A 3,746-nucleotide genomic window follows, 5' to 3' on the forward strand; every position below is an offset into this window, starting at 1 on the left:
CCTGATCCCATCCCGAACTCAGCAGTGAAACGATGCATCGCCGATGGTAGTGTGGGGTTTCCCCATGTGAGAGTAGGTCATCGTCAAGATTAAATTCCGAAACCCCAATTGCGAAAGCAGTTGGGGTTTTGTTTTGCCTGCGAGAAAGTGCCCGGACAACCTGACTAGGTTGCCCGCGCCAGCTTCCACTGCCTGGCCAGATGCACATAGACAATCACGTTGATGAGAAGCACCAGGCTGCCCAGCCCTAGCTGTATCGCCGGTGTCAGTCCGGCCGGGTATATCAACGGCCACACATAGTGCTCGATGAAACTGTCACCGTAACCGTCCTGTCCGGCAGATTGGCGCCAGAGGTTTTCCCAGCGGGTCAGGGGACAGCTCAACTGGAAGATTTCGACGACCACGCCCCATACGGCTGCCGGAAGGTGCCACCAGATCAAGTGCCGCCATTTGAGCGTCAACAGGCCGCCGAAAAGTGCGAACACAATGAACAATAGATGAAACAGTACCAGCCCGTCGGCGGCTATTCGGTAAAGCATGACGACTCCGTCCTCTGATTGTTTTCCATAGCCGCCGAATATGCGGTTTTGTTGAAGTAAGGCTGCTCGCCTTCACCAAAACCACATATCACACGGTGATTTTTTGTCCTGTCTCTCGCCACCTATACTCAAAATACCATGGTTGGAAATGCTGCTCGTTTCGTTCGGACAGCGTAAAGATTAGCGCTGCCGTGTCATTTCTAGGGGACTGCGATCTTGAATCTGCGTTTCCTGCACGTTGTCTTGTTCGCGGTGTTGGCGGGATGTGCCACAGTCCATCGCGCCTCCGAGCCGGCTGCGCCCGTGGTGATCTCGCAAGCAACCTGGCAACAGATTGATCAAGACATAGACACCGCTTCATTGGCCTCCAAAGGGGTAGTCAAACGTTACACGCGTAGCGCCATGGAGCGCTGGAGAGCGCTGGTCTACCAGCGTACTGAAACGGACTTCATCCCGTGGTTTACCAGCTATTGGACCCAGCAATGGCTGTCTGCGAAGGTGGGCTGGTACAAGATGAGCAGTGGGGGAGAGGTCGACCCTGTGGTCAACCGGCTAACGGTCTATCTACAGGAGCAATACCATGAGCGCGTGCTGGACCCCGTCGCCAAGATCACCGATCCCAACGCAATTATGGTCGATGCAATTGCCCTGTATTTACAGACCCTCGACGCGCATCTCGTAGAGATCCAGCAGCACTACAGTGCACCTCAAGATCAATTCGACCGTCGACTCAACGACATTCCGGCAATCGCGCTGGCACCTCCGCCCGCACGCAACGCTTCGCTCTATCAAATTGCTCACGCCGAACCGGTTACCAATCTGCCAGCCTATCAGGCCTTGATCGAACGAGTCCGCAGCGCTAACAGCGGTGCGGGAGCCGGGTTATCGGACGCCGGTATATCGTCAGTGGCCAAGCGAGCCGGCGAAAAACTCGAAGCCGAGATTGCCACCCGCAGTGCCGCCGGTGCTGTTGCCGCGGCAGTTGGCCGAGTAGCGGGGGCAGTAATTTCTGTGGTATCGGCGAGTGTTGGTGCTGCCTCGAACGAGCATGATCGGCCGGAGACAGAAGCACAGCTACGCAAAAGCCTGGGCGACGCGTTCGACAAAGCGTGGCTTGGGTTGATAGAGAATGAAGCCAATGGGGTAATGGCGGGGGTCTACTATATTTCAGGACAGATAGAAGGCAGTCTCGCCAAAAACCTGCCGGTCGTGCCCGAACCTGCACCGCTAGAGTCTCCTCTGCAAGGCGGTCAGGCTCTTCAGTAGGAAAGTAGCCCGCCTCCTGCTAATCAATAGGCGGACATCCATTGAGGGGGGCGCTGGCCATTTTACTGATCAGGCTGGCCAGTCGTTTTACATTGTTTTGATGAGCCGCCACCAAATCATTGACGGTCGACCCCGCCGGTGTTTGCAACGTTGTGCGGCAGGTCAGCGGTGCCCTGTTTGCATCGGCTCCAGCAGTTCTCAGGCGCCATTTCACATCGACGAGTGCGTATTGACCGGGGACAGAATCAAAACGCTGCACATCGACCCGCAGCGATACATCGCGCTGAGACGTTGTGCCAGACAGTTGATTGACCAAGGCGCTTTTCAACTCATCGGACAGGCTGGCCCCCCACCATTCGGTTTCCAGAATTGCCAGGCCACTGTTGCCCTGACGAATGACGATTTGCGGGCGGTCAACCTGAGGCGGCACAGTGACCCGCTCAATCTGGATATCTGCGCCACCCCGCGCGCCAACGGTCAGCTGGGTCGGGGTCAGGGTATGGTAATGAATTGGATCGCTGCGACATGCAGCGAGCAACACCACCAGACTGAGCAATGAACACTTCAGCGATAAAGACACGGGCTGCTCCTGGGTCAATTGCTCGAAGACGGCTGCAGGTCTTGTGTCGGGGCACCTTTGGGGCGTCCGCGCACCAGGGATTCAGGATGACGGGTCAGGTAGTCTGACAATTCACGCAGCGAGCGTGATGCGCGCCCGAGTTCGTCCAGGGTTTCACTCAATTGCTCACGTTGCGGCGAGCCTTCGGCGAGGGTCGAGTTGGCCGATTGCAGGGTTTTGCTCATCTCCTGCAAGGTGTTCTGTACACCAGGCAGTGTCGTGCTATTGACTTGTTTGAGGCTTTTTCGCAGTTCTGTCAGATTGTCATCAAGGTTGTTGGCGATGCGCTCGATCGGTAGCTTGTTGATCTTTTCGATCACTGCCTGAAGCTGCTCTTGCAACTGCTCGAGGCTCGCAGGAACAGTGGGTATCCGCATTGGMCGGGCGTTGGGGTCGAAGGCAACTTTTTCGGCTTTAGGGAAGAAATCCAGTGCAATGTACAGTTGCCCGGTCAACAGATTTCCGCTGCGGGCTTGGGCGCGCAGACCGTTTTCGACAAAGCTGCCCATGAGTCGATTAACCGCCTGTTCGTCGTCGGGGTTGTAGTTCAGGGCCTTCAGCATCTTGATATGGGCTTGGCCCAGACGTTGCGGATAGATCACGATGCCCACGTTGATGGGGAAACTGTGGGCCTTCTCATCGTAGTCCAGATTGATCGCGACCACCTTGCCGATATCCAGTCCCTGGAATTCCACGGGGGCATCCACCTTCAAGCCGCGCAACGCCTGATTGAAACGCAGCGACAGGAATTGTGCCTTGCCGTTGGGTGGGGCAAGGGCGGTCTGTTGATTGTCGAACAGCTCGAAGCTCCTGTTTTCGGCCGCCGGTTGGTCGTTGGGACTGTAGTCTGGAGCACGAAAGGTAATTCCGCCCACCAGCAAGGCTGACAGTGACTCGGTTTTGAACGCAAAGCCATTGGCGCCCACATCGATGGCGATACCGCTGACATTCCAGAAACGAGTGTTTTCGGTGACGTGGACATCGTTCGGCGCCTTGACRAAGACCTGGATATCCACCCCCTTGCCTTCCGAATCCAGGGTATAGGCGACCACTTGCCCCACCGGGATCTTGCGGAAATAAACAGGGGAGCCAATCTCCAGTGAGCCGAGATCCTGGGTGTGCAACATGAAATGTTTGCCCGGTTCACCAAAGGTGAGGGGCAGTGGGGCTTCAAGTCCGATGAAGGTTTTGGCGCGGGCATCGGCGCGACCGGCGTCGGCACCGACAAAGGCGCCCGAGAGCAACGTGTCAAATCCAGACACGCCGCCGGCACCAATGCGTGGCCGCACGACCCAGAACTTCGAGTCTTTGCGGGTGAAGGA

The 3,746-nt window shown here is 56.7% G+C and carries 4 protein-coding genes and 1 rRNA gene; 2 read left to right on the forward strand and 3 right to left on the reverse strand.

What is annotated here, in order from left to right; translation table 11 throughout:
- Positions 1-89: ribosomal RNA gene (rrf, locus tag AC1DH9_RS24710) — 5S ribosomal RNA — on the forward strand; the annotation flags it as partial.
- Between the two features lie 75 nt (positions 90-164).
- Here rrf and AC1DH9_RS24715 read toward each other — a convergent pair.
- Positions 165-539, reverse strand: coding sequence for a DUF2784 domain-containing protein (locus tag AC1DH9_RS24715; RefSeq protein ID WP_427543820.1), 375 nt, complete (start codon positions 537-539; stop codon positions 165-167).
- Between the two features lie 216 nt (positions 540-755).
- Between AC1DH9_RS24715 and AC1DH9_RS24720 the strand changes: the two genes are divergently transcribed.
- Positions 756-1,805 carry a hypothetical protein gene (locus AC1DH9_RS24720; RefSeq protein WP_427543817.1) on the forward strand — a complete coding sequence of 350 codons (1,050 nt, stop codon included), beginning with the start codon at positions 756-758 and terminating at the stop codon, positions 1,803-1,805.
- Between the two features lie 19 nt (positions 1,806-1,824).
- On the opposite strand, the gene AC1DH9_RS24725 is transcribed toward AC1DH9_RS24720, so the two are convergent.
- Together AC1DH9_RS24725 and AC1DH9_RS24730 are read right to left on the reverse strand one after the other, a co-directional pair.
- Positions 1,825-2,385 (reverse strand): PqiC family protein, encoded by a 561-nt coding sequence (locus AC1DH9_RS24725; RefSeq protein WP_427543832.1) that lies wholly within the window; start codon positions 2,383-2,385, stop codon positions 1,825-1,827.
- 14 nt (positions 2,386-2,399) lie between these two features.
- On the reverse strand, positions 2,400-3,746 hold a 1,347-nt coding region (locus tag AC1DH9_RS24730), incomplete at its 5' end, for a PqiB family protein (protein WP_477808954.1).

This window comes from Pseudomonas sp. 05T35 (genome assembly GCF_056396605.1).

Coding starts and splice junctions, on each gene's coding strand:
- AC1DH9_RS24715 (WP_427543820.1), bottom strand. CDS start 539: ATGCTTTACCGAATAGCCGCCGACGGGCTGGTACTGTTTCATCTATTG.